Genomic DNA, 24,841 nt, shown 5'->3' with positions numbered 1-24,841 from the left:
ACTGTTGCTGCGTGCCGGGCCGAACCCCCGGGGTGGGCGGGGGGGGGTAAATATAAAGGTTTTTTTTTTTTTCTTTTGGGCCCCGCCCAATATATTTCGCCCCCCCCTCTATTTCTACGGGGGGCGCGTCTCCTCCCCTCGCGTTCAGGTCATTGAATAATCTTGACGATCTTGCGTGTGCCTGGATCAACGACAACGGTCCGATTGTCCACGACAACGTACCGGTATTCGACGTCGGGAACTTCATGAAGCTCGACCGTATCGGGTAGCGTTGAGCCGATATTGAGCTCCACCCCGGGGAGTTCCACCGATGCGAGCGGCTGCTTTTCCACATATTCCCTGATGACGGTCTCCTGCTCAGGCGCGATGATCACGTCCTGAGCGGCAGCGGTGCCGACACCTGCAAATAACAGAAATCCGGCGGCTGCAGTGGAAAGACGCATTTTCATAGTTGCCTCCTTATGTGAGCTCTCTTGGCATCCATTTTCGCGCTAGGCTCACTCAAACATGAGACCGCTGCAAACGTTCCTTGGCTGGGCTTCGGTCCGATCCGAGAGGCCTTGCCGTTGGACTTAAGTCTGACCTGCCGCGCGCAATGGGTCCGGCTATCGAGCCGGCCGGAACCGCGACCGCTCGCGCTCGTTCGCCGCAAGTTTACGGGAGGAACCCATGGAGATTTACGGGAAGAGCTTACGGGAGGAGCTCATGGCGACGAGTGTCCACCACCCTCATTCAAAGGCCGACGAGAAAAGCAACCGAGACTTCCTCGACCACGACCGCCTGTCGGTCGACGAGTACTACGAGGTGGAACATTTCGCGCGAGAAAATGGGGTTTCGCCAAGCCAGGTCAGTAAGCTGATCAAAAAGAACGGCAACGATCGGATGACCCTTACTCAGGCGGTGAGAGCATTGCGCGACCGGAAATGAAAAATACGCCGCACCTTCCGCCGCGATCATGCAACATCTGTGCCGGGGAGATCGAAAGGATTGGAGTTGGCGCTCAACGAGGCCAGTGGCGTTTTGCGCAAAAAAACCGCCGGCTGCGGTTTCCGTCCAGTCCGTAAGCCCTAAGTTCCCTTGCGATTGATCGGTTGCAGATCAAAGATGGCGTCGCATAGCGTCGTTCGACAACAGATTGGCCGATTCTCTCGAATCGCGCCGCTGGCGCGACGCGCCGCCGACCGGGCCGTTAGGAATATGGCGCGATACAGAGCGACAAGACTGATCGATCGATGGAACGCACTGTCGCTGGCCACTCAGTTTCTGCTCGCAGGCGGGCTATTCTCGCTGTCGGCGATGATCGTGGTGGGAATTTCCGTGACAAGCCAGATAGAAGCCGCGGTCACCCGGAACTCGGCTTCCGCGACCGCTCTCTACGTCGATAGCGTCATCGCGCCGCTGCTCCCCGACATGCGCAGAAGCGAAGTGCTGGAGGAGAGCGTTGCTCATGCGCTGGATGAGACGCTGGGGCAAGGCGCACTCGGCACAAGGCTCGAATCCTTCAAGCTCTGGCGCCGCGATGGCACCATCCTCTATTCAACCAATAAAAATTTGGTCGGGAAGCGTTTTCCACTCAGCGACAATCTCCGGGCCGCATTCGCAGGCGACATAGTTGCTGAATTGGACAGGCACTATGATAACCAGGCTGAGAGGGACAGCGGCTTGCATCTTCTTGAAATCTTTAATCCGATGCTTCAGCCGTGGTCGGGCGAAGTCGTGGCTGTTTTGGAATTCGACGAGATCGCCACCGATTTTGAAAAGGACCTCCGGCAGGCACTCGTTCGAACCTGGTTCGATGTCGCTGCCGTTACCGCAATTTTTTTCCTTGGGCTTTCGGCGATCGTTTTTCGTGGCAGCCGCACGATTCGTTCCCAGAGCCACTCCTTGAAGCGGCGCATTGCCGAACTTTCCGATCTGGTTGCTCAAAACAGAATGTTGAGATTGCGGGTGCAGCGTGCTTCGCAGCGCGCCACGGCACTTAACGAACGTTACCTCAGGCGGATCGGCGCGGACCTGCACGACGGGCCGGCGCAACTGGTTGCCCTCGCTGCGCTAGGAATTGACAGCCCCGTGCTAGCCGATCCTGCCACGCCGGGTGCGGCGCGCGCACGGGAATTGCAGGTGGTCAAAGCCAATTTGGACGATGCGATGCGAGAAATCAGGAATGTCAGCAAGGGCCTTATGCTGCCGCATGTCGAGAATGCCGAGTTGACGGAAATCCTCGAACTTGCCGTGCGAGCGCACGAAGAGCGGACCGGCGTCAAGGTGATGCTGTCCATGACCGGGGGGCACACACCCTTGTCACCAGCGGCCAAGATCTGCATCTTTCGCTTCATTCAGGAGGCGCTGAACAATGGCTTCCGCCACGCCGGCGGTGCCGATCAATCGGTCGCGAAACATTTCGACGGGGAGCGCGTTTCTATCGAGGTTTCCGACACCGGCCCAGGTTTCGACCCGAAGATCATCCACCCTGAACGGCTGGGGCTCATCGCGCTGCGTGAGCGGGTAGAAAGCCTCGGCGGTCAATTTGGTGTAACATCTTCACAGAATGGCACGGTGGTGAAAATGGTTCTCAACATAGTCGAAATAGGACAGGCGTGATGGCAGCGGCCATAAAGCTCGCCATTGTCGACGACCATCCGCTGTTCAGAGAAGGCGTCGTGCGCACTCTCGAGCAGATCGGCGGGTTCGAGATCGTTGCCCAAGGCAGCAATAGAGATGACGCCTTGCGGATATCGGAAGACCAGCAGCTCGATATTCTCCTGTTGGATATCTCGGTGCCTGGAGGGGGCCTCAGCGCGATCGAACCGGCTCTGGAGCGGCACCCGGATCTGAAAATCGTGATGCTGACCGTTTCGGAGGAAAACCAGCACGTCATGACCGCCTTGCAGAGCGGGGCAAGAGGCTATGTCCTGAAGGGTGTCGGGTCGAGAACCCTGGCCGCCATACTGCGCACGGTGGCAATGGGCGAACGGTATGTTTGCCCGCAATTGTCGGCGCGCGTGTTGGTCGACTTGTCTAGCCAACCAACCGCGACCGCGAAACCCGACGTGCTGGCCGAACTCACCAGTCGCGAAAGAGAGATCCTGACGCTCGTTGCCGCGGGATTGAGCAACAAGCGGATCGGTCTTCAGCTGAACCTGCACGAGAAAACCATAAAGCATCACATGACGCGAATTCTCGCCAAGCTCAATGTGAGCAACCGGACCGAAGCCGCGATGACACTGCGCGACGCGACCGAGCATCAGCATCCGCCTGCGCCCCATCCTGCGTAAAGCAAGCTAGCGTTGCGGCCTGTAAACTCGCCATCACTCGATCATGGCGAGCAGTCTTGCCCGATCGGAGCGCGTTGCCTGCCGTCGAATGATGGTGCGGCCCATGGCATCCCGCATTTCATAATGGCCACCGTCGATGCGCTCGCTGAGCCCGTTGGAATGCACCACACCCACACTTGCCCCGCGCACTTCGATCCGGTCTCCAGTGGTCGCGTTGACATATACTTTTGGCTTGTTGCCGGGGTTTACCGCGGCAACTGGATTTGCGGGGGGATTGCCTTTCGATGATTTTGATTTGCCCTTGCCCGCGTTGCCATTGGAGTTCGAGCTCCCGGGAGTTCCAGCGTTTCCAGAGTTCCCGGGGCTTCCAGCGTTCCCGGAGTTCCCGGAATTTCCAGAGTTCCCAGAGTTCCCAGAGTTCCCAGAGTTCCCAGAGTTCCCAGAGTTCCCCGAGTTCCCAGAGTTCCCGGAGTTCCCTTGTGCCTGGGCGGCCTGCGGGCTAAGCGTCAGGGACAGGCCGTCCTGTGCCACACGGTAGGGGCTCACGACGAAAACCAGGGTCGATGCGGTGAGGCAGATGGCGACGCGAAGCCTTCGAAGAGATTTGAGCCTGCGCTGCGATTGAGAGCACGCAGGCCGCACATTCATCGTGGCGAGAACTCTTGTCTCACGAAGCCTCAGGCGTTGCGGCCGTATCGCGTCTGTGGTCAATGAATTTGCCAGTAGCACGCTAGAATATCCTCTGACCGTCACGGTCTGTGTTGCCTACCTGTTTGGAATTCGCCCGAACCAATCCTCTGTACTCTGCACCATCTATCACGCTTTCGCCATCATCAGGCGGTGTCAAGACCCACCAGTCTCACGGGGAGAAACCGGTGGATCTCGCTAGCGCAGGAAGGGACTCATTACTGCGCAAGTGTGTTGCCTTCATTGATCGGACCCACCAGCCGATAATAAGCCCGACGGCCGCGACCCCGAACACCAAGCCAAATACCGGAAAAAGCGGCCAACGTGCCGGGTGAATGATGGGGTCCACTGCAGCCTCCTGTCACGGGTTAGCATCGCAACGACGCCTGCAGGAGCTCGGTTCCTGAAAACTATCCCATCTGGGCTTTTGCGATAGCGGTCCCGGACCAAAGCACTGCCTGCGCCAGCCCATAGTCTGCCAGCGGACAGACTGAAGTCCTATCTTAGGCCTTTCGAACCAAGGAGGGCACCGTCGAGGGGTGATCGATGAGGCTACGGCTGGGGAGGGTCCTTAACCGCAAAAGCCCGCCAGCTTGAACAGCAGGATATACTGCCGACGTAAATAGCCGTCGCCGTTCTATGAATGGACACTGCTCTCCAACTTCAACTGATGCATATTGAAGGGGACCGCCGCTCGTGCGGCGAGCCCCTTCACGCCGTAAAAGGGCGTTAGGTCAAAATAAGGACGATCTTGAGCGTATCCGGCTCGACGATGACGATTCGGCCATCCGCCAACACGAAATACTCATAGGATTCGTAAGCCGGGACGATCTCGACGATTCGCGGTGGCAGGCGACGCAGCTTAACCTTCTGCCGCGGAACCTCGACGCCCACTGAGATGTCAAAATCGACGCTGGCAACCGGTTCGACGCTTTCCTGCTTGAGGATTTGGGTAATTTCCGTTTTCTGTTCAACGGTCACATTGCTGATCGCGCCGGTCGAAGTCTCATCCTGAGTAGAGGTCGTGCCCTGAGTCTGCTGCTCGGTGGTGGCACCGGCCTCGCCCTGGGTCTGCTGCTCGGTCTGGACCTTGGCCTTATCCTGAGTCTGCTGCTCGGTGGTGGCACCGGCCTCGCCCTGGGTCTGCTGCTCGGTCTGGACCTTCGCCTTATCCTGAGTCTGCTGCTCGGAGGTGGCGCCAGCCTCGCCTTGGGTCTGCTGCTCGGTGGTTACGCCGGCTTTGCCCTGGGCTTGCTCATCGGTCTGCATTTTCGCCTTGCCTTTAGCCTGCTCCTCGGTGGTGGCGCCGGCCTTACCTTGGGACTGTTCGCCCATTGTACCTTCCGGGCAACCAGCCGAGCCGGCCGGGCAATCGGCACCCGACTGAGTTTGGGCCGGCTGCTGTTCCTGAGCGAGCGCTGCGCCACAGCCAACGCCGATGGCCAGCATACTGGTGATCAGAACTTTTTTCACGAGACTCTCCTTCGAAAAGTCTGTCCCTTCACGGGGAAAACCACCTCTAGAAAGTTTTGTTCCAGGCGAATTGACCGGGCGGAAGCGATCGGAGCCTGTTGGAACAAACAGTCCGCGTTCATGTGCGCGCCGTACTGAGCCATGGCGCGCGCCGAATAGGGCTCGTGTCTTTGTTACAGCAGAGGTGCCGGTTTTTGTTCGGCCGACGCGAGGTCCTGGCAGGGGTGGAGATTGAAAAATCTGCGCTCGCTGCCGGACAAATCTCTTCCAACCGCCGGTTGGTTGACGCCGGGCAGCCGGCGCGCGGATGATTTTTTCGGTCCGCGCGCACCGGGCACATCCCAGCCCCGCAAGCCGCGCTTGGTGACCGCTTGATCGCCCCGTCGCACTAGCAGGTACGGCGGGCTTTTTTTTGCCTGTGCTGGAACTTGTTGTAATCAGCACAGCATGTTCTTACGCAGACAATGCAAATGGCCAGCGCTCCATTCCACGACGCAGCCCTGGGAGTCAGACACGGTGGAAGAACCTATTTGGGAAACCAACTAAATCCATGCGGCGCGAGTTCGGCAGACCGCCGAACGCGGAAGGGCGCTCGTTGAGGACCTTCGCTACACACTGGCGCTGTCACAACGCTTGGTGCGGGTGTCGCGTGCGTTGCTGAAGCGGTCCAAGGACCAGGAGGTTGCGAGCCTTGAAACCGAAAGCAGCCGAAATGGTCGGACCGGGCCATCTTGCCTTAAAAACTGCCGAAAGCTAAAATTATACATTAGAAAGTTGAGACATAGTTGAAGCCGCGTCCTCTCCCGGAGGGCGCGGGCTTTCTGCTGTTGCGTCTTCAAGCGCCGGCAATGGTGCCGCCTGGCGGTCTTTGCGAGAGTTTGGTTTTCATCGGGAGCAATGGAGTTCAGAGCGTCCTCGGCTGCAGGTTGCAGCGGTACACAGCGACATTCCGCATGCGGTCCCAGTCCTGCGATGCGTTTTGCTTCAGTCCCGAATTGGTCCTTCCTTGACAGCAAAAAGTGCTCTTCACATATTTCCCCGCAGCCGTCGCTCACGGCTCTCGTAGAAGCTCAAACACTCGTTCAGTTGAATGGAGGTTGTAATGAACGACAGGACTTTCGACCGGCCTGTTTTCGTCAAAAAAGGGGAGTTCATGGTGGAGGAAGTCGAATGCTTGGCTGATGCTTTCGAGTTCCTGCAGGAATGGCCGAAGAATCGCAAAGGGCCGATCTTTGACACGGCGTTCCGAGCTTGCCAGCGCGCCTATGATGGCCAAGTTCCCATTTCAGTTGCACGCGAGGCTTTCGCCGGCTTCGCCAGATCGGCCAAGATCCTCGAGGACGTCTCTGCAGCTATGCCCTGGATGACGGAACCGAAAACCGGTCGCGGTGGCGTGATGGCGTAACCGATGTAGTATCTAGCGAAGGATCGCCGGCGCCGCAGGGGCGGGGAAGGTGGGGTTGCCTAGGTTGGCGCCGGCCAGGCGGCGTTGGGGTTCACCACGAAGGAAGAAGTTCGCCAGATTGGTCATGGCGTGATCGCGGTAGTTCGCCGGGCCTGCCGATAGCGGCGCTCTTCTATGCATCTGATATCGTCCCGCGCTCGGCGAAAAATACATCAGGGCGCCGGCCGTACCTGCGTATTTAGAAATCGCACTTCTGGGCTCATGCAACGAATGCCAGCTAATCCGGCTTTGGCGCCGGGGTTATCGTCGCCAAATAGAAAGCCCGAGCAAATCGAAGTTGGATCATCTCTTCACCTGACATCCACGAGCCTAGCTCGATGAATAGCACCTTCACTAAGCAATTCCGGTCGGGCCTTTGGCTGTCTAAATCGGGAACAATTCGTGTGAAAAGAATTCTGCTTTGCGTTGCACCTCTGCGTTGGCGGTTCTGTCGATATCTGGCCCTGTCTTTGCGGAGGGAGATGCTGCGCTGAGGCGAAGCGCGTTTCAACGCTGCTCAGGCTGTCATTCAACCACCGACCAGAGACAAAGCTGGCCCCGGCCTCGGCGGCATTGTCGGACGGCCCGCCGGATCTGTGGAGGGGTTCCGTTATTCGGAAGCCCTGAAGTCGGCCGGATTGGTATGGCCGGTTCCTAGCAGCTCCCCGCGATGTTGTTCCGAAAACGACGATGACGATGCGTGTGCCGAAGCCTGAGGATCGGCAAAATATGGTCGCATACCTGAAGTCGCTCTCGCAGTAGACTCGAACTTGTTCCCGCAATGCGGGACTGCTTTCGAACCTGCTGGCCTGGGAAAACGCCGGGTCATATTCCGTAAAATCCTGTCACGCCTTGAGCCGCCGGCCCTGGAGCACGCGCGCAGTCGCTCCGATCTGCGGCAACGGCCGCGCTTTGTTCTGACGTCTACCCCAATATTGCCAGGTGCTTTTCGGAGCGGAAGCAGCAGTCCCTTCAGGGCCGTTCGCCGCAGGTGGCGAATGTACTGCGATGCGAACCCAGTGAACGACAACCGGTGCTAATGCGGACGTGCTTCGCCTGTGTGGCGCATTCAGAAGCCATCTTTCTAAGGTCATGCGAATTGCGCTGTCTAATCCAGCATCGCACGGCGAGCTACCGTTAGCGCTAGCCACCAAATTGCCAATGTCTCAGTCGGCCGGGAAAGCTCCAGGCCGCTTGGGAAGCGTATTCGGGTGGAGCAACCCAGGAGAACCTACCAGCCATGATCTCACTGAATATCAACGGGCGAGAGCACGAGGTTGACGTCGACCCCCAAACCCCAGTCCTTTGGGTCCTGCGTGACACGCTCGGAATGAGCGGTACCAAGTTCGGCTGCGGCGCAGCGCTCTGTGGCGCGTGTACAGTGCATCTGGATGGCGAAGCCATCCGCTCGTGCAGCACGCCGATTTCCGCCGTTGAAAGCGGCAAGATCACCACGATTGAAAAGACAACCGATGGCACTGACCGTGTCGGCGCGGCTGTCCACGCTGCATGGATCAGGCACGACGTGGCGCAATGCGGCTATTGTCAGAGCGGCCAGATCATGAGCGCGACGGCCTTGCTCGCCTCGCTGTTCCCTGGCGCGCAGCCGACCGCCGAAGAGATCGACTCCGCCATGGCCGGAAACATCTGCCGTTGTGGAACCTATGCTCGTATCCGCGCCGCTATAGCCGACGCCGCCAGCACTCTCGTCTGAAGGAGACGCATATGTTCCCCAACATCGATCACAAAGAACTGCCGCGTGTGCTGCAGCACATGCTGGAGCGGGGTCAATCCACCGCTGCTCAAGCGCTGCCGCGCCGCAGCTTTCTAAAGTTGACTGGAGCCCTCGGGCTGACAATCGGCGTTTTTCCGCGCCTCGCCGCCGTGCAGTCCACCCGTGCGGCTGAGACGGCCAGCAGCCTCAAACCTACGGAACAGCCGGCTGCCTTTGTGCAGATCGCGCCCAATGGCGAGGTCACCGTAACAGTCAATCGGCTGGAGTTTGGCCAAGGCGTACACACCGCATTGCCGATGATCCTGGCTGAAGAACTGGATGCCGACTGGACCCTGGTGCGCAGCCGGCTTGGCACCAACGACGCCGCCTATGCCGATCCTCTGTTTGGTATTCATCTCACGGGAGGGTCCAACACAATCAAGAACAGCTTTACGCAGTATCGCGAGCTCGGTGCCCGCGCGCGGGCCATGCTGCTCGGCGCTGCGGCCGCGCGGTGGAACGTGGATGTATCCATATTGCGTACTGAGGCTGGCGTGGTTCTGGGTCCCGAGGGCCGTAGGCTGGGTTACGGCGAGCTCGCCGATGTCGCGATGGAACAGCCCGTTCCGGGGCAAGTGACACTGAAGGATCCGAAGGACTTCCGCATCATCGGCCGCCCCACCGGGCGACTCGACGCGCGCGCCAAGAGCAGTGGACAACAGGACTTCGGGATCGATTTCCGGCTGCCCGGACAATTGACAGCCATTGTCGCCCGTCCACCGGTCTTCGGCGCTCGCATCGCCTCTTTGGAGGACAGCGCCGCGCGCGCAGTCAAGGGCGTGAAGGCCGTCCTGCGTGTGCCGCTGGATCGCGGAGCAGAGGGCGTGGCGGTAGTGGCCGACGGATATTGGCAGGCGTCTCAGGGCCGCGATGCCCTTAAGGTGGAGTGGGACACATCGGCTGTCGATAAGGTCGACAGCGAACAGCAACTCGCGCAGTACCGCGAGATGGCTACTCGCCCCGGCCCGCGCCAATTCGATTCCGACATGGCGCAATTGGAAATGGCACCCCTGAAGCTTGAAGCTGAGTTCGTGTTCCCGTATCTCGCCCACGCGGCGATGGAACCGCTGAACTGCACTGTTCGGCTTTCCGACGGTCGTGCCGAGATCTGGATGGGAAGCCAAAGTGCCGGGCTCGATGCCGGCGCTGCCGCAACCACGCTCGGCCTCAAGCCGGAACAGGTCGTGGTTAACGTCCAGATGTCGGGCGGCGGCTTCGGCCGGCGCTTTTCCAGCACTTACGACACCGTGATCGAGGCCTGCGAAATAGCCAAGGCCGCCAAGGCGGCGGGGCTGAATGCACCGATCCGTACGCTTTGGAGCCGCGAGGACGACATGAGGGGCGGCTACTACCGTCCAATGCATCTGCACCGCGCCCGTATCGGCTTTGACAAAGAAGGCAATGTGCTGGCCTGGGATCACAGCATCGTCGGCCAGTCCATACTTACGGGAACCGTGTTCGAGCAGTTCATGGTGAAGAACGGCATCGACGCCGCCACGACCGAGGGCATGCGGAGCCCCTATCAGCTTCCAATGCGCCTGACAGTGCATCATCCGGATGTCAACGTGCCGGTTCTGTGGTGGCGTAGCGTTGGCTCCACCCATACGGCTTTCGTGATGGAGACCTTGCTCGACGATATTGCGCGTGCAACCGACCAAGACCCGGTCGCCTACCGCATGCGGCTCTTCGGTGATCAGCACACCCGCCACCGTGAGGCATTGCAACTGGCCGTGGACAAGAGCGGGTATGGCAAGACGCAACTGCCCGAGGGGCGAGCCTGGGGTGTGGCCGTACACGAGTCCTTCAGTTCGGTGGTGGCCTACGTGGTCGAAGCCTCTGTTGCCGACGGACAGCCGAAGCTGCATCGGGTCACAGCCGGGGTTCACTGCAATCTGGCCGTCAACCCTCGGACCGTGGAAGCGCAGGTACAGGGCGCGGCAATCATGGGCTTGTCGATGTGTCTCGCGGGCTCTGCAATAACGCTCAAGGACGGCGTCGTCGAGCAGAGCAACTTCAGTGACTATACGGTGGCGCGCATGACGGATGTGCCGGAATTCGACATCCACATCGTGCCTAGCGCCGAACCGCCCACGGGCATGGGTGAACCCGGCTTGCCGCCGTTGGCGCCGGCATTTGCCAACGCCATCGCACGGCTCACCGGCAAACCGCTGCGTCAATTGCCCTTCAATCTGACGTAGTCCTCTTTGCGCCAAACCGCTTCTGCTCGCTGCTTCTGGTTCAGCAGCGGGCGAAGCAGATACCGGCTCCTGCCGGAACGGGCTGTGCGGAGAATAATATGTCGGGACAAACATGCTGATTATCCGCCATAATCCTCATGAATCTAGAAATGAGGTTTATAGGTGAGACGAGGCGACTTCAGCGAATGGGCTGTTTTTATCGCGGTTGCTGAGGAAGGGAGCTTCACACGGGCGGCCGCAAAGCTCGGCCTCTCCCAATCCGCACTCAGCTATGCGGTCCGCATGCTTGAACAACGGATCGGCGTGCGATTGATTTCGCGAACGACGCGCAGCCTGTCGCTGACCGAGGCAGGCGAAAAGCTACTTACCAGCCTGCGGCCGGCATTTGACCATATCGATAGTGAAATTGCTGCGCTCACGGCGCTTCGCGACAAGCCAGCAGGCACGATCCGCATCACCACGTTCCGGGATGCCGCACAAACTGTTCTGTGGCCCGTACTTTCGAAACTCCTGCCGAATTACCCCGACATCACGGTTGAGGTCCATGTGGATGAAGGTCTCACCGACATTGTCGCAGAGCGCTTCGACGCCGGTATCCGTATGGGCGAACAGGTGCAAAAGGACATGGTGGCGGTCCGGATCAGCCCAGACGTCAGGATGGCAGTCGTGGGATCCCCGTCGTACTTTGCCAATCGTCCCGCCCCGCAGACACCCCGCGACTTGAGCGAACACCGATGCGCAAGCTATCGTCAGAACACAGGGGGCGGCCTTTATGCCTGGGAGTTCGACAAGGACGGTGTCGAACTTGAGGTCAGGGTCAATGGACCGCTCATTTTCAACGACAACGAGATGCTCTTGCATGCCGCAGTCGATGGCTTGTGTTTGGTCTATACGTTCGAAAGCCAGATATCCCAGCATATTGCCGACGGTCGCCTGGTCCGGGTGCTGGAAGACTGGTGCCCGCCATATTCTGGCTACCACCTCTATTACCCAAGCCGGCGGCAGCATACTGCCGCCTTCACGCTCCTGGTCGACGCTCTCCGATACAGGGCATAACGGGGTGGCCGATCATTTATCAATGTGATTTCTAACTTCATGCCGATTATGCCGTCTAATCGGCCGGCGCGGCATCACCTAATTTCCTGTTCACTCGAAAACAGGAGTTGGATATGAGCAAAGTTTGGTTCATTACAGGGGCTGGCAGCGGCATCGGCGCTGCAACCGCCAGAGCGGCACTGAAGGCAGGCGATCGGGTGGTCGCCACCGGCCGCAATCTCGATAAGGTGAGTAACGCCCTGAGCGGTGTTGCTAGCGACGGACTTGCGGTCGTCCAGTTGGATGTGGCCGATGAAATGCAGGCCAAGGCGGCCGTCGATAAGGCGATGGCGGCGTTCGGCCGCATCGACGTTCTGGTCAACAATGCCGGTTACAGCCTGCTCGGCAATTTCGAAGAGTTGACCACCGCTGAAATCGACGGGTTGATTTCGACCAATCTGTACGGCGTGGTTCACGTTATGCGCGCGGTCCTTCCCGTCATGCGCAAACGGCGCTCAGGACACGTTATCAACGTCAGTTCGCTCGCCGGAATCATGGGCTTCAAGCATTGCGGGGCCTATAGCGCCGCCAAGTTCGCCGTCGAAGGCTTTTCGCAGTCGGTGGCTCAGGAAGTCGCCCAGTTCGGCATCAAGATCACCGCCGTCGCACCGGGCTTTTTCCGCACCGACCTCCTCGATGATCAGAACGCCAAGTACGGCAGCGGCACCATCGACGACTATGCTGCAGAAGGCAGCGCCGAAGCCATGTGGTCCGGCTACAACGGCAAGCAGCAGGGTGACCCCGCCAAACTTGGCGACGCCCTTGTGAAAATCGCCGGAATGGACAATCCGCCAAAGCAGTTCCTGGCCGGTAGCGATGCCGTTACTGCGACAAGGGCGGCGCTTGAGGCACGGCTTGAGGAAATTCGCGCATTCGAGGACCTGTCCAATTCGACAGATGGGTCTTCTAGATTTCTAGATCAGAGAGAGCGGGGCCACCCTGGGTCGATCGAACAGGCGCAGCGCGAATCGTTGTCAACGCAGCCAATATCGCGCCATTTTGGACGCTGATGGGGGAGTGTTCCTCAAGCGGAACATTACCGTCCTCTAACAGTTGTGTAGTACCAGTGGGCCTATCCCCCCACGCTTAGCCTGCTGGAGATCGGGCTGCATCCGGTCGACCCGCGCCCTGAGGAGTAGCGCGGGCTTCTGCTTGCTCTTACCGCTCAGCCTTTCGACCGTCTCAATTATGGCCTTCGCAAGAGCCTCGCCCCGCGGATCGGCTCGGGGCGGGTAAAGCAACAGGACGGCTCTTCGCTCGGCAGCGCGCCGGCAAGGCATGTCTGTTCAATAGCCTTACGCATTGGCTTGAGGCCGGCCCAGGGGTTGCTGACGTCATCATGGCCGTCCAATGCTTCTTCACCAGATGCAATGTCTCAGCGTCAACCGTGAAGGCAGGGGCCGGACGAGGCCCGGTTCCGTCAAAGTCTAACGACTGGGAAAGCGCACTGGAAAGCACGTGCGGTAACAGTTGATTCAACCATTGCTGGTATTTTAGAGGAGTGTGGAAGCGGCTCCGACATTGTGAGGCGGGGTGCTGAATTGCCGGAGCCGCCGCGCAGTCCGGTTGGGTTTGACCGCGCCGTCCTATTCTGGGACAGCGCGGTCAACAATTCGTTAAAATGGGAACTAATTAAGCGTATGCTGAATCGCGGTTTTGCGAGTCGATGCATGCGGTTGAAGTTTGTCCCGCCACTAATGCCGACTTTGGTGGAGAAGCCTCCCGAAAGCGGCGTGTGGCTTCATGAGCTCAAGTTCGACGGCTATCGGTCGCAAATGATCATTGACGAATGCGGAACGCGCATTTTCACCTGCCGTGGCTTGGACTGGACGGCGAAATACCGCGATCTGGTCGCCGCATCGAAGCCGCTCGCTGTGGACAGCGCCATCATCGACGGTGAGATCATCGTGCTCAATGATGCCGGCCTGTCGGATTTCGCGGCTTTGCGCAAGGCCCTCACGCGGCGCCAGCACGATCTTTATTTCGTCGCCTTCGATCTGCTGCACCTTAACGGGTACGACCTGCGCGACATGGCGCTGCAAGAGCGCCGCGACATCCTTGCCGGCATCATCCAGCCTGACATCCGCATCCAGTTCAGCCAGGCGCTGCCGGGCGATGCCAAGGCGATTTATCAACTAGTCGACCAGGCCGGCCTTGAGGGGATGGTGTCCAAGCGTCGGGACAGCAAATATCGCAGCGGCCCTTCGACCAACTGGCTGAAGACGAAATGCTACACTGTCGGGGAATTTGAGCTGCTCGGCGTCGAGCGTGAGGCTGGAAAGCCGGCATTCGCCCTGATGGCCGAGCCGGGGACCCGAAAATATATTGGCAGCGCCTTCGTTAGCGTCAATCGCGAGATGCGCGAGAGACTATGGAAGCGGGTGCAGGAGCATCCTGGCGAGGCGCCCAAGGACATGAAGGAGCGGCCGGCAACGCAATGGGTCAAGCCGGGGATCAAAGCTCGCGTGAAGCACTTGCGCGGCGAGGAGGACCTCCGCCACGCGTCTAGGATTTTTGGCAGGGAGAATAACCGGAATTCCGCCTCGGTTTGCGGGAGTGTTCGTCAAGCGGAACATAAGCTTGTGCTAACAGTTGTGTAGGATCAGTGGGCCAACCCCCCCAAGATTTAGCCCCCTGCAGATCGGGCTGCAATCCGGTCGGCCCGCGCTCCGAGGAGTGAGCGCGGGCTTTGCCCTGCGCCATTACCGGCCAGCTTCGGACCTTCTAAATTATGGCCGCCGCAAGCGGGCCCTCGAGCTTACAGGGGATCGAGTCGCGCCCAATTGAGCGCGAAGAAAGGTTTATGAATGTCGGGAGCACCCCATATGTTAATTCGCTCACCAGGTGCCAGCGCGTAAGCAACGTCATACTGCTTCGTGGTGCCATGGAACGCTGAAAAACTGACCGCGTTCCACCGTTCTGGGTTGGTATTCCTAGCCTCCCACCATTCTTGTCCTGGCACGGTATGCTTCCAGATTTCGAGAAAGCTCGACCCGTCGTCGCCCCCCATATCGGTAAAGTCTGTCACAGCACTAACGGCCATTTGGAAACCGGGGAAGAGAATGGGCCTGTCTTTGCCGTCTTCCAAATGGAACCATCGGGTTGCAACGAGGCCTCCATGCTTGTCCCAATTCAAGACCTTTATTGTCTTGGGCGACGCATGCCTGTTGACAAGCCTTTGGGGTATTTGTGTCAACGTTGGTAATTTGAGCGCAATGAAGTAATTCGGCGTAGCTATTCACGACACGACCAACATAACCTTCCGGGAGATCAAGCAACTGAAACCCTCCTCACTGCGTTCGAGCGCTAGCATGCAGCCTTTCATTCTGTCTTTAAATCGCACTCCGATGAAGTCGCGTGCAGGAAAGGGATCGTTGTCGCAGAGTCCGTGGACTTGGTCATCCGTTCTGTGGGACCCCCGCCAAATCGAGGAATGGCAGGTTGTCCCCTTATCAGCGCAGGAAGGCACTTAGCTGCGCAGACCTCGTTTCGTCGTTCCGTGAAATCGTCAAGTTCCGATCGCTAACGATCCCTAGCTAACGATTATTCCAATCGCCAGGAATGTGATCGAAACCGCGAAGACCGGAGCGAGCAACCAGCGGGCTTGGTGGACACTATTTTCCATGGACTCCTTCCCGTGAACTTGCAGCGAGCAACGACTATGCGCAGCGGCGGTTCCGGGTGGCGCGATGTCCGGCCTATTACGCCAAAACAGGCGAGACTTAGGTCCCGCCGCGCATCAGACCAAAGTCCCGCAAAAGGAACATTTGCAGCTGCCTGAGGTTTGGTAAATCTGGCGCGAAGACGCGTTCAGCGGAACATGGCTCACATAGAGGAGGCACATATGAGAACGCATATTTCCGCGGCAGCCGCGGGATTTCTCTGCTGGCAGGCATCGGTGCCGCTGCCGCTCAGGACGTAGTCATCGAGCCTGAACAGGAGACGGTCATCAGGGAATACGTGAAAAAGCAGCCGCTGGCATCGGTAAAAATCCCTGGAGTGGAGCTCAATATCGGCTCAACCCTGCCCGAGACGGTCGAGCTCCATGAAGTCCCCAACACCAAATACCGCACCGTTGTCGTCGACAACCGGACCGTTGTCGTTGACCCGGGCACACGCAAGATTGTCAAGATCATCGAATGACCTAAGCGACTGGGAGGACAGCCCGCCGTGCCGAAAGGTGCGGCGGGCTTTTTTTGGACAGCGTATGGAGCGAAAGACAGCAGATGGCTTTCTTTCCCTTTCGGTCGTCATCTCGCCGTTTAGCGAACAATCCCTTGGTGGTCCGACCGATGCGGCAGGCCACTGCGCTTGCGCGAGCATCTCCCGCCCTACGAATGGAGCCATGCGCCATCGGCTGTTTTGGCGTCGAAAGCGACGGGCACGCTGTGAATCACGCACGCTGCCGCCAATATCTCCTCCAACTCGTGGTCGGTCGCGTTGCAAGCCGGCATGAGCTTCCGAAGGGCGCGGATTGCCTGTCCGATCGATAGGAAGTGGGCCTTGCCTATGGAAAGAACGTAGACTTCGGCGACTGTTTCAACCGTGACTGTGGGAAAAGAGTGAGTCATCGAGAATTCCTCCCTGAACCCCTGACCAACACGATTTCCGGCCAAATGTGGCGGCCTTCAACGCTCTGTCTGATTGCGGACGGTTAGGCTCGCCGCCCATTTCGGCCATTGTCTGTAGGCAATTCATTGAGTTGCTGACCCTAGAGAGGCCGGCCGGCACGGCTCATTGCCCGTGCGATCGCGAGCTGCGCCTCGACCTTGGCATTTTCCTTTTGCGTCATGTTGTCTGCGGAGATCAGCCGGCGTAGCGAGCGCATGATCTCTCCACGGGCCCAGCCTGCTTCCAGCATGCAATCGACGATCGCCTGAAAGCTTGGCTCCATGGCCCCCTCACAATCGATCTCGCGATCGGGATATTCGCCGGAGCGTTTCGGCGGGCTTATTACCCGGTGCCGCTTTGTCCAGCTTGCGATTGTGATCCCGCAGGCCATGCCAGCACAGTCGGCAATCCAGTCGAATACATCCGGACCAGGACCTATCAGTTGCGCGCCCTGAACAACTTCAATCGCCACACCCGAAAAAGCGAGGAGAACAATCAGCTTTGCCTTGTGTTTCGTCCAGCCGACACTTGCCAAGGCCGCCAAGACGGTGAATGCGGCGACGTGGATGAGCTTGCGATGATGCGTGAAGCTCACTCCAAAATTCCGCAGGAGCCACTCCGGAAAAAGGGCGAGCAGCAGGAGAACGCCGGCCAGCGCGGCAAGGAAAGCAATCCTTGCCACGATCGGATATGAGCCAGCGCGCAACACTATATGTCAGCCCTTCATCCGAAATTTGCAGACGCCACCGCCAGCACCAAGCGGTCTAGAGCTGGGGCAGATTGTCAATTTCCAGCGGATCGGCGCATCGGCCGAATAGATGAAGGCCTTTGAAGCTGCGGCCAAAGAAGGCCAAGATGCTGTTTCCTTCCGAATGGGTCCCTTACAGCCGGCTAGGAGCTCCAGTCAGAGGAAACAACAAAGGCCAAGGCAGAAGCTATGGCGAAGAGATCGGCGAGAAGGCCAGATCGAAGAGATCACGCTGAAGGGGGCGCTAGCCGGTCAGCTTGGTGAAGTCGTGGCGGCGCGCGCGAACATGTGCCAGCAAATTCGTTTCATTGACGACCCCGGATTGAAAGAGAGCCAGCGTGGTCGAGGCCAGAATCTGGCCGTCTATCGAGGTGCTGTCCCATTTAGCGTCGGCGGTTATCTGGTCGACCACCCGCTGGCAGATCGCCCGATCTTCAGGTTTCAGGAACTGGCTTTCCTGTGCTCGCAGCATGTCGACGCCTTTGAATCGTTACTGTGTCTCCCACGCGACAGCCGATGCGTGGATCTCCGAGAATGGACCGTAAACGCATTCAGACAGAAAATTGCCATTCGTTTGACCGGTGCACGCGAGATCTTAGTCAAGAGGGTTGCTACTATGCGAGGCCAACGCGCTTCGCTCTAGCGGGGACGACCCAGCGGCTTGGGGGGGCCGCTGGGCCTGACCAGCGAGCCTTCGGGGGGGCGCGCTCACCTGGCTGGCGGAATACATGCGCTCAAGCTAATGGAGTCGAAACATTCGAACGAAGTACGTGTCGGCAATTCCGCTTGTGTAGAAGCCATAAGGTGCGCCGCAATGGGTCAACACGTCTGGCACCGCAATTGCCTTGTCAGGTATGGGGGGAATGGGGTGGAGGCCCGTCGCTTCGCAAATGTAGCGGCGGGTCTTCTATATACAGGTCGCGTCCCAGCCTACGCGCTGCTTCCGTCTTGCTTCCTCATCAATCGCCCGGACCGGCAGATAGGCGGCCGGCAACGCAACGGGTCAAGCCGGGGATCAAAGCCCGCGTGAAGCACTTGCGCGGCGAGGACGACCTCCGCCACGCTTCGCTGCAGGATTTCTGGGACGAGGGCTAAAGCGGGACATCTCAAATCCCATACATCAGGGCAATGAAGATCACCGGTGCAAAGATCAGGAAGATCGCCATTGCTATAATCACGGCGAGGGCCAGGCGCTCTGTTCGCCTGACGATGACAGCGACCTCGTCGTCGCCCGACGAAATAAGATCAACCGCCGAGAAATCTGTTGGGTCAGGAGTTTGATTGTCATTGGCGGGTCGGCTTGCGACCTCATCGACATTCGGTCTGCTCTGGATAAAGGTCACAGTTCTTTCCGCCGTTAGGGTGGCATATCGGGTGCCCGCCGAAAAGGACAAACAGCGGGCACCCGGTGAACCACCGATGAAGGGACTTTGCTCGGCGGCCCAATACCAATTCGTTGCTAAGATTTTGGTTGCCAGCCTCAGCCCTCTGTCTCGGGCGCAAAGACTTCAGTCTTACTGCATCATGGACCATAGCCCGGCGGCGGAACTAAGTGCCCGTCGGTCCCGTTGCCGACCAGTGATAATTCAGACGAGGAGAGATAATCATGGCTGACGGTCCCACCGTTGTTAACTCAGGCGGAAATGGCGCCGGCACCGCTGTCGCCGTCGTTCTCGCAATTATCGCAATCGTGATCCTGCTGTTGTTCACCGGCGTTATCAACATCAATGGCGGGGGCACCGGAAAGGACGTCGACGTAAAGGTTGAAGCGCCCAGGGTTGAAACGCCTACGGTCGAAGCGCCCAAGGTCGAGGCGCCAGCCGCGCCCGCTCCGGCAGAGCCTGCTCCAGCCGCACCCGCTCCGGCAGCACCTGCTGACGGCGGCTGAAGGACGCCTGTAACCCGGTTCGGCCCGCGCGCGGGGGCGGCGCGCGGGCTTCTCCTTGTCAGTCCGACGCCAGACAAGGGGGCCGACGCCGCTAAGGGGTGAGGTAGAATGCCCGGGCGCCAGCCCGGCGGATTGGGGTCCGCCACGCACTCCGCCGATCGGCGTTTGTCCTCAGCCTTTGCGCCGCTTGGGCACACCTTCTTCCGAAATGGGCTTTTCTTGTCCAATGTTCTCGCCAATTCCGGACTTGGCTGCAAAACTATAAAGAAGACCTGCCACGACAAGCACCAAAAGCGTGCCGAGTGCCGCCACTTGCCACAGACCGAGCCCACACGCCACGCCAATTGCCCCAGACAGCCACATGCCTGCACCGGTCGTCAGCCCGTGGACCTCGCCTCTCGAAAACAAAATCGATCCGGCAGCAAGGAACGCGACGCCAGCGGTAACCGCTTCGACAACACGAATCGGATCGACCTTCACGGAGTCCTGCAGAAACATCGGCGCGTGAACGATTTCAATCGTCAGAATACCGAAAGTAGCCGCTGCCACGCAGATCAGGATATGAGTGCGAAGCCCAGCAGGCCGATTTCGCCATTCGCGTTCGAAACCGATCGCCGCACCGAAGATCGACGCCAGTAGAAGCCTCGCCGCAATAACGGGAAACGGGACGTATGTCGGATGTCCGAATTCTTGGATGAGCTGTTGCATGCGTAACCCGGGCTGACCGGCCACAACGTGCTCGGGCCGGTCAGGTTCCCCAAGGTCTGACGGAGAGAGCGCGCCTAGGTGAGGGCAGGGGGCTCCGCTAGCTTACCGCTGGCTTTGACCGGTTTCCCTACCGCTTATGGGCCGGCCAGCAGAAGCGAAGCGGATCGAAGCGTAGGGAAAAATCGCGTGCTGGCGCGCAGTATCGCGCCCTAGCGTAGAAATGGCGTTGGCTCCCCGGGCCGGATTCGAACCAGCGACCAACCGGTTAACAGCCGGTTGCTCTACCACTGAGCTACCGGGGAACAGAGGCTCTCATGTGAGTGGCGCAGCCTATAGCAAACCCGTTTCGGCTTTGCAAAGAAGCATTTCGTATTTTTCGGCGCTTTTTCGCGCCGCGATTTCTGGCAATCATGTGCGCGCGTCCTCATATGAGCCGTCTGACGGGGTGCGCGGAACCGAAAACGTGGTTGCGGCTTTCGTCAGCTGGTGCTTTTACTTAGCCCGAACGGACCACCAATCAGACATGAGCGCAGCAAGCCACAACCATCCACCGGCACGGAAAATATCGGTCTTCGGCCGTCAGTTCACCATGCCGCGCTCGCGCGGCCTCAGGATTGCGATCGGCGTCGTGCTGATCTTCGGCGGCATTCTCGGCTTTCTGCCGATCCTGGGCTTCTGGATGATTCCGATCGGATTGCTGGTGCTCTCCTACGAGTTTGCCTTGGTGCGCCGCCACCGGCGCCGGCTTGTCGTCTGGTGGGGACGGCGACGGCGGCCGAACTGACGGGTACCGCGTGGCAAGCCATCTGTGATGGGGCGTCTGTCCGGCTCGACTCAAACTGGCCAATGCCCGGAGCGCTTCTTTTCTGGCCCTTGCAACTCTCCTTCAGAATGGCGGACCTTCTGCTTACCCCGACGTAGGGTCCAGGACCCGGGCTTCCCTTCGGCATATTCCGTACTTAACGGTTAACTAATATTTTGATTGCAGCATGCGTGTCGACGATTCGACACGTGGCATCATGGCCGAGGGGAAACCGTCCGGAATGCACCATGGCCGCTTGACGGCATTTTCGCCGCAACCTATTGGAACCGGGTGGAACGCCGGGAGCAATGAGGCCTCGTGGCGGAGTGGTTACGCAGAGGACTGCAAATCCTTGCACCCCGGTTCGATTCCGGGCGAGGCCTCCAAATGCCCAAGCTCCCGCGCACCAGCGCCAGGGCCGCTTGAGTTCCGGTCGAAATGAGCCGCGCTCTTGGCGCGGCAAGCAGATTGGTTTTGGGCGGATTGGTTGGAACATGAGCGCTGATTTTGCCGAACGTCGGGTAAAGATGGTCGATGGCCAGATCCGCACCACCGACGTGACCAGCGCCCCGCTGCTCGAGGCGATGCTTGTCGTGCCGCGCGAGGCCTTTGTCGCCCCCGGCCAGCGCGATCTGGCGTATATCGACGAGGACATCCGCATTGCCAATGGAGCGGGCGGCCCCCGCTACCTCATGGAGCCTTCGCCGCTGGCCAAGCTGATGCAGCTGGCTGAGATCGGCCCTGGCGATTCGGCACTCGATGTCGGCTGCGGCACCGGCTATGCGGCGGCGATCCTGTCGCGGCTGGCAAAGTCGGTCGTTGCATTGGAAAGCGATCCGGCATTAGCCGAGACCGCCATGTCGACGCTTTCGGCGCTGGGCTGCGATAATGTCAGCGTGGTCTCGGGACCGCTGCCGGAAGGCCATGCCGCGGGAGCACCCTACGATGTCATTTTCATCGGCGGCAGCGTGGAGAAAGTGCCGGAGTCGCTGCTCGACCAGCTTGCGGAAGGCGGCCGGCTCGTCGCCGTCGAAGGGCAGGGGAATTCGGGCGTGGCCCGATTGTTTTTCAAAACAGGGGGCGTTGTAACCGGAAGAGGCGCATTTAATGCGGCAATTAAGCCACTACCGGGATTCGAACGTATTCGTGCGTTCGAGTTCTGAGTGATTTTGGCTTGCAGCAAAGCCGTTGTCATGTTCGCTTGCGCTTGAACAATTGTTGCTGATCCGCACAACCGGGGTGTTCTTTTGGGGGCAGACAGCAGGGAACCTGAGACACACGGCGCCGGCTGCTCGAATGGGAGAAGCCGGCGCGGTGTGGTTCCCATGCAAAACGAATGAGGGAATAACGTGCCGTCTTTACGAAAGAGTCTTTTTGCCGCCGTCCTCTTCTCGGCGACCGCACTTTCTCCGCTAGGCGCCTCGGCGGAAACCATTCTGGGCGCACTTTCAAAAGCCTATCAGAACAATTCCCAGCTCAATTCCGCCCGCGCCGGCGTCCGCGTCACCGATGAGGGCGTTGCCATCGCCAAGTCCGGCTGGCGCCCGACCATCACCGGTTCCGCGGACATCGACTTCTCCAGAAGCCATTTCGATGCTCGTCAGGGGCCGAACCGAAGCATCTCGTTGACCACCGGCAACTTCGGCGTCCAGATCGACCAGACCCTGTTCGACGGCTTCCAGACCAGGAACAACGTCGCCGCCGCCGAAGCGCAGGTCCGCGCCTCGTTCGAGAGCCTGCGCAACACCGAAGAGAATATTCTGTTCAATGCGGCAAGCGCCTATATGGACGTGATTCGCGACCGGCAAGTGGCGGTGCTGACGGAGCAAAACCTGCAGTTCCTGACCGAGCAGGCGCGCGCCGCGCGTTCGCGCTTCGAGGTCGGCGAAGGCACCCGCACCGACGTGGCACAGGCCGATGCCGAGCGCTCTTCCGCCGTGGCGGAACTGGCCGCCGCCCGCGCGCAGGCGCTGGCGAGCGCTGCGACCTATCGCCAGCTCGTCGGCGACGAGCCAGGCAGGCTCAGGGCCGCTTCGCCGCTGGCGAAGCTGTTGCCGAGGAATCTCGATGCGGCGATCGCGATCGCATCCGTTGAGCACCCGGCCATCCTCGCCACCCAGCATCTGGTCGACGCGGCGGCATTTACGGTGAAATCGGCCGAAGGCGCGCTGCTGCCGCAGCTTTCGGCTTCCGCCGGCGTTTCCAGCGCCTACCGCAGGACGGCTCCGGGCTCTGCCGATACGGGCCAGGATGGCACAACCAGTTCGGCCAGCATCGGTGCCACCTTGACCATCCCGATCTATTCGGGCGGGCGCACGTCGGCGATAGTGCGTCAGAACAAGGAATCGCTTAGCCAGGCCCGGATCGAGGTCGATGTCAGCCGCGACACCGTGCGGCAAGCCGTGACCTCGGCATGGACGCAATACATCGCCGCGCAGCAAACCGTGGTGGCCAACAGGCAGGTGATCGCCGCCGCGCAGCTTGCCTTGAGCGGCGTCATCGAAGAGCGCAATGTCGGCCAGCGCACTACGCTTGACGTTCTCAACGCCCAAGCCACCCTCATCACCGCCAAGATCAACCAGGCCAGTTCCGAACGCGATTTGGTGGTGGCGAGCTATGCCATCCTCTCGGCGATCGGTCGTCTTTCGGTTGATCGTCTCGCCCTTCAGGTGACGAAATACAGACCCGAAGAGCATTACAATGCGGTCAAGGACAAGTGGATCGGCCTGCGCACGCCAGACGGCCGCTGATCGCTCCACCAGTTTCAATTCCGTCGAATTTCAAAGCATTAGAGCCCGCGTGTTCAAAGGAACGCGCGGGCTCTAATCTGTTGAAATCCAACACGCCCTCAGATTGGGGATTCTCGTAAGGCGATCCGTCGGTTACGCTGTTGCCATGATTCGAATCCGGCTTTGGCCGGACCGGAAATCTGCAACGAGTCACAAGGGCGGCGGATGTGACGATGGCGACGGCAAGCAGCGTACAGCGCGAACCCTCCATGGAGGAGATACTGGCTTCCATCAGGAGGATCATCGAGGACAACGATACCGGCCGCAAGCAGCCGGACGAAGCGGACGACCTGCTGCAGGATTTAGCGTCGGTTGCCGTGCCGGGACCTGCGGTAGGCGGGGCGCCACCGGAGGCGGGTGCGTTTCGCGCCGAGTTGCGCCCGGGATTCGACGCCAGGAGGCCGACCACGCTGACGGAGGTGCAGGCGCAATCGTCGGCCGCCGAGCCCGTCATCGCACCCATGGAGCCGCCGGCGCGTTCCGATCCCGCTCCGGTCAAAACGCCCGTGACACTTGCTGATGCCAGGATCGCGGCCGAACCGGCCCCGGCCGCCAAGCCGGAGCCGGATCCGCCTGCGACGGCAAGGGTTGCGGAGACGACCGACAGCATCGTTGCCGATTGGCGGCGTGAGATCGCCGCAGTCGGCGAAGCGATGACCGCGGCCAAGCCGGACAGGGCCCCAGACAGGGCTGAGGTGCGACGGACGCCGGACGCCGAACCCAAGGCCGAGGTTTTCGAGGACGCGGCCGAACCTGTTTTCGAGCCGGACCCGCCGCGAAGCGGGTTGGCGCGGCCGGCGACAAGCGAGGCACCGTCCACTCGTCCGGCGATCCTTTCCGAACACACAGGCCGGCAGGTTGCCGCTGCCTTCGGCGAGCTTTCCGATGCGTTCGCCAGCCGCAGCAAGAAAACCTTCGACGAGATGGCCGAGGAGATGCTGAGGCCCATGCTGCAGGACTGGCTGGACAACAATCTGCCGACGCTGGTCGAGCGGCTGGTGCGCGAGGAAATTGAGCGCGTGGCGCGCGGCGCGTAGTAATTTCAGGGACCAGTCGAGAACAAAACGCCGCCTCCGGGGCGGCGCAAGCGCTCAACCAGCCAATCGTCCAAGTCGGCGCCGCCCCTCATCCGCCTACCGGCACCTTCTCCCCGTATAGAGACGGGGAGAAGGGACTTGTCGCGATCCTCGGCGCCTTTTATGCAGCGGCCGCGATTGGCGAAAGCGTCAGTGCAGCCTTCTTTCTCCCCGTCACTATACGGGGAGAAATGCCCGGCAGGGCAATGAGGGGCAGCGCCAACCCGGACGCGATTGCCCTGCGACGCTCACTTCCGTGAGTTGCCCAAAGCC

At 59.8% G+C, this 24,841-nt stretch carries 23 protein-coding genes, 2 tRNA genes and 1 pseudogene; 16 read left to right on the top strand and 10 right to left on the bottom strand.

Annotation, left to right across the window (positions count from 1 at the left end; all coding sequences use genetic code 11):
- Positions 1–149: 149 nt before the first annotated feature.
- Positions 150–449: a DUF1236 domain-containing protein gene (locus NKH36_RS21530; protein WP_352964369.1), complete on the bottom strand. Its 300-nt coding sequence runs from the start codon at positions 447–449 to the stop codon at positions 150–152.
- A 256-nt stretch (positions 450–705) separates the two neighbouring features.
- On the opposite strand from NKH36_RS21530, the gene NKH36_RS21525 reads away from it, so the two are divergent.
- From NKH36_RS21525 to NKH36_RS21515, 3 genes are all read left to right on the top strand, one after another.
- Positions 706–927, top strand: a complete 222-nt coding sequence (locus NKH36_RS21525; RefSeq protein WP_352964368.1) for a DUF3606 domain-containing protein — start codon at positions 706–708, stop codon at positions 925–927.
- Between the two features lie 270 nt (positions 928–1,197).
- Entirely contained in the window at positions 1,198–2,601 is a 1,404-nt protein-coding gene (locus tag NKH36_RS21520; protein WP_502912083.1) for a sensor histidine kinase, read from the top strand.
- The gene (locus NKH36_RS21515; protein ID WP_352964378.1) at positions 2,601–3,275 is read left to right on the top strand and encodes a LuxR C-terminal-related transcriptional regulator; all 675 of its coding nucleotides are present in this window, start codon (positions 2,601–2,603) and stop codon (positions 3,273–3,275) included. Before NKH36_RS21520 ends, NKH36_RS21515 begins: the two co-directional genes overlap by 1 nt.
- A 33-nt stretch (positions 3,276–3,308) precedes the next feature.
- On the opposite strand, the gene NKH36_RS21510 is transcribed toward NKH36_RS21515, so the two are convergent.
- Positions 3,309–3,464 (bottom strand): hypothetical protein, encoded by a 156-nt coding sequence (locus tag NKH36_RS21510; RefSeq protein WP_352964364.1) that lies wholly within the window; start codon positions 3,462–3,464, stop codon positions 3,309–3,311.
- A gap of 1,227 nt (positions 3,465–4,691) precedes the next feature.
- Positions 4,692–5,435 carry a DUF1236 domain-containing protein gene (locus NKH36_RS21505; protein WP_352964362.1) on the bottom strand — a complete coding sequence of 248 codons (744 nt, stop codon included), beginning with the start codon at positions 5,433–5,435 and terminating at the stop codon, positions 4,692–4,694.
- A 1,102-nt stretch (positions 5,436–6,537) separates the two neighbouring features.
- On the opposite strand from NKH36_RS21505, the gene NKH36_RS21500 reads away from it, so the two are divergent.
- From NKH36_RS21500 to NKH36_RS21475, 6 genes are all read left to right on the top strand, one after another.
- Complete coding sequence (locus tag NKH36_RS21500) at positions 6,538–6,840, top strand: DUF982 domain-containing protein (protein WP_352964360.1); 303 nt, start codon at positions 6,538–6,540, stop codon at positions 6,838–6,840.
- A gap of 1,279 nt (positions 6,841–8,119) precedes the next feature.
- Positions 8,120–8,593, top strand: coding sequence for a (2Fe-2S)-binding protein (locus tag NKH36_RS21495; protein ID WP_352964359.1), 474 nt, complete (start codon positions 8,120–8,122; stop codon positions 8,591–8,593).
- An 11-nt stretch (positions 8,594–8,604) separates the two neighbouring features.
- Positions 8,605–10,851: a xanthine dehydrogenase family protein molybdopterin-binding subunit gene (locus tag NKH36_RS21490; RefSeq protein ID WP_352964357.1), complete on the top strand. Its 2,247-nt coding sequence runs from the start codon at positions 8,605–8,607 to the stop codon at positions 10,849–10,851.
- Positions 10,852–11,013: 162 nt separating this feature from the next.
- Entirely contained in the window at positions 11,014–11,907 is an 894-nt protein-coding gene (locus tag NKH36_RS21485) for a LysR family transcriptional regulator (protein WP_352964355.1), read from the top strand.
- Between the two features lie 113 nt (positions 11,908–12,020).
- Positions 12,021–12,956: an SDR family NAD(P)-dependent oxidoreductase gene (locus tag NKH36_RS21480; RefSeq protein WP_352964375.1), complete on the top strand. Its 936-nt coding sequence runs from the start codon at positions 12,021–12,023 to the stop codon at positions 12,954–12,956.
- A 660-nt stretch (positions 12,957–13,616) separates the two neighbouring features.
- On the top strand, positions 13,617–14,546 hold the full coding sequence (locus NKH36_RS21475) for an ATP-dependent DNA ligase (RefSeq protein WP_352964373.1): 930 nt from the start codon (positions 13,617–13,619) through the stop codon (positions 14,544–14,546).
- A 158-nt stretch (positions 14,547–14,704) separates the two neighbouring features.
- On the opposite strand, the gene NKH36_RS21470 is transcribed toward NKH36_RS21475, so the two are convergent.
- On the bottom strand, positions 14,705–15,082 hold the full coding sequence (locus NKH36_RS21470; protein WP_352964353.1) for a hypothetical protein: 378 nt from the start codon (positions 15,080–15,082) through the stop codon (positions 14,705–14,707).
- 708 nt (positions 15,083–15,790) lie between these two features.
- Between NKH36_RS21470 and NKH36_RS21465 the strand changes: the two are divergent.
- A pseudogene (locus NKH36_RS21465) lies at positions 15,791–16,089 on the top strand (DUF1236 domain-containing protein).
- Positions 16,090–16,277: 188 nt separating this feature from the next.
- Here NKH36_RS21465 and NKH36_RS21460 read toward each other — a convergent pair.
- From NKH36_RS21460 to NKH36_RS21445, 4 genes are all read right to left on the bottom strand, one after another.
- Entirely contained in the window at positions 16,278–16,517 is a 240-nt protein-coding gene (locus NKH36_RS21460) for a hypothetical protein (protein ID WP_352964352.1), read from the bottom strand.
- Between the two features lie 140 nt (positions 16,518–16,657).
- Positions 16,658–17,239 (bottom strand): VanZ family protein, encoded by a 582-nt coding sequence (locus tag NKH36_RS21455; protein WP_352964350.1) that lies wholly within the window; start codon positions 17,237–17,239, stop codon positions 16,658–16,660.
- 310 nt (positions 17,240–17,549) lie between these two features.
- A complete protein-coding gene (locus tag NKH36_RS21450) occupies positions 17,550–17,777 on the bottom strand; it encodes a hypothetical protein (protein WP_352964348.1) in 228 nt (75 codons plus the stop codon).
- A gap of 634 nt (positions 17,778–18,411) precedes the next feature.
- The gene (locus NKH36_RS21445; RefSeq protein ID WP_352964347.1) at positions 18,412–18,648 is read right to left on the bottom strand and encodes a hypothetical protein; all 237 of its coding nucleotides are present in this window, start codon (positions 18,646–18,648) and stop codon (positions 18,412–18,414) included.
- Between the two features lie 263 nt (positions 18,649–18,911).
- On the opposite strand from NKH36_RS21445, the gene NKH36_RS21440 reads away from it, so the two are divergent.
- Positions 18,912–19,193 (top strand): hypothetical protein, encoded by a 282-nt coding sequence (locus NKH36_RS21440; protein WP_352964345.1) that lies wholly within the window; start codon positions 18,912–18,914, stop codon positions 19,191–19,193.
- Between the two features lie 171 nt (positions 19,194–19,364).
- On the opposite strand, the gene NKH36_RS21435 is transcribed toward NKH36_RS21440, so the two are convergent.
- The gene (locus NKH36_RS21435) at positions 19,365–19,901 is read right to left on the bottom strand and encodes an MgtC/SapB family protein (protein ID WP_352963561.1); all 537 of its coding nucleotides are present in this window, start codon (positions 19,899–19,901) and stop codon (positions 19,365–19,367) included.
- Between the two features lie 227 nt (positions 19,902–20,128).
- A tRNA-Asn gene (locus tag NKH36_RS21430) sits at positions 20,129–20,203 on the bottom strand.
- A gap of 221 nt (positions 20,204–20,424) precedes the next feature.
- On the opposite strand from NKH36_RS21430, the gene NKH36_RS21425 reads away from it, so the two are divergent.
- From NKH36_RS21425 to NKH36_RS21405, 5 genes are all read left to right on the top strand, one after another.
- The gene (locus NKH36_RS21425; protein ID WP_352963558.1) at positions 20,425–20,685 is read left to right on the top strand and encodes a hypothetical protein; all 261 of its coding nucleotides are present in this window, start codon (positions 20,425–20,427) and stop codon (positions 20,683–20,685) included.
- A gap of 330 nt (positions 20,686–21,015) precedes the next feature.
- Positions 21,016–21,089, top strand: a tRNA-Cys gene (locus NKH36_RS21420).
- Between the two features lie 108 nt (positions 21,090–21,197).
- Entirely contained in the window at positions 21,198–21,866 is a 669-nt protein-coding gene (locus NKH36_RS21415; protein WP_352963555.1) for a protein-L-isoaspartate O-methyltransferase family protein, read from the top strand.
- Between the two features lie 186 nt (positions 21,867–22,052).
- Positions 22,053–23,453 (top strand): TolC family outer membrane protein, encoded by a 1,401-nt coding sequence (locus tag NKH36_RS21410; RefSeq protein WP_352963552.1) that lies wholly within the window; start codon positions 22,053–22,055, stop codon positions 23,451–23,453.
- Positions 23,454–23,665: 212 nt separating this feature from the next.
- On the top strand, positions 23,666–24,529 hold the full coding sequence (locus NKH36_RS21405) for a DUF2497 domain-containing protein (protein ID WP_352963549.1): 864 nt from the start codon (positions 23,666–23,668) through the stop codon (positions 24,527–24,529).
- Positions 24,530–24,841: the final 312 nt, after the last annotated feature.

Source organism: Mesorhizobium sp. M1312, assembly GCF_040318115.1.
Classification (GTDB): Bacteria; Pseudomonadota; Alphaproteobacteria; order Rhizobiales; family Rhizobiaceae; genus Mesorhizobium.
Note: the sequence above shows the minus strand (reverse complement) of the source record. Positions and strands in the feature narration are given on the sequence as shown.